This window comes from Stenotrophomonas nitritireducens, from assembly GCF_001431425.1.
In the GTDB taxonomy this organism is placed as follows: Bacteria; Pseudomonadota; Gammaproteobacteria; order Xanthomonadales; family Xanthomonadaceae; genus Stenotrophomonas; species Stenotrophomonas nitritireducens.
Window position 1 is genome coordinate 1 of the sequence record NZ_LDJG01000092.1, and the last position, 816, is coordinate 816.

The 816-nt window shown below is 64.5% G+C and carries 2 protein-coding genes; both read left to right on the top strand.

Annotated elements, in window-relative coordinates; all coding sequences use genetic code 11:
• The coding region (locus ABB22_RS17580; RefSeq protein WP_057505461.1) for a GspH/FimT family pseudopilin at nucleotides 1-474 on the top strand (474 nt) is incomplete at its 5' end.
• 18 nt (nucleotides 475-492) lie between these two features.
• On the top strand, nucleotides 493-816 hold a 324-nt coding region (gene pilV / locus ABB22_RS17585; protein WP_161809389.1), incomplete at its 3' end, for a type IV pilus modification protein PilV.

The following is an 816-nucleotide window of genomic DNA, read 5'->3' on the forward strand; positions in this document are numbered from 1 at the left end:
ATCGTCGCGGCCATCGCCGCGCCCGCCTTCGGCAGGATGATCAGCCACAACCGGCTGACGGCCGGGGGCAACGAAATGGTCGGTGCCCTGCAGGCCGCACGTGCCGAAGCGATCAGCCGCCGTGCAGCTGTCACGCTGTGCCCCAGCGCCGATGGCGCCAACTGCACTGCCTCCGCCGGCAGCCAATGGATCGTACTGGTGACCAAGAATGGCGCCAGCAAGCCCGTGCGTTCGGTGTCCTTGCATTCCGCACTGAGGGTGGCGGGCAGCCCGAACCTTGTGGCGGGTAACTACCGGTTTGATTTCAGCCCGGATGGCTTCGTGAAAGTGGGCAGCAGGTCGGCGGGAAGCGTGGCCTTGTGCGCTGCGGACTTGTCGTCGAGCAATGCCATCGACATAAGCGCCAGCACGGTACGCATCGGTTCGGCGCGTCGGGCGGCAGGGGCGAGCTGCTCCGCGCCCGGCGACAATTGAGGAGCGACGATGAATCAAATGACGGCATCACGATCGCGGCAGTCGGGCGTTGGCATGGTCGAAGTGATGGTGGCGGTGCTGGTCCTGGCGATTGGCGTGCTTGGTGTGGCTGCCCTGCAGGCGATCACGCTCAAGAATTCCAGTAGTTCGGCCAGCCGCAGCCAGGCGGCCATCCAGATCTATTCGATGATGGACATCATCCGTGCCGACAGGATCAACATTGGCAGCTACAACACCAACATCTATGTGGCGGGCGACGGTAGTGGCGAGCCTGGCAGCAAGGATGGCTGGCTGGATGGCCTGAAGGGCACCGTGGCGCCGGACGCCCAGGGCAAGATCGTT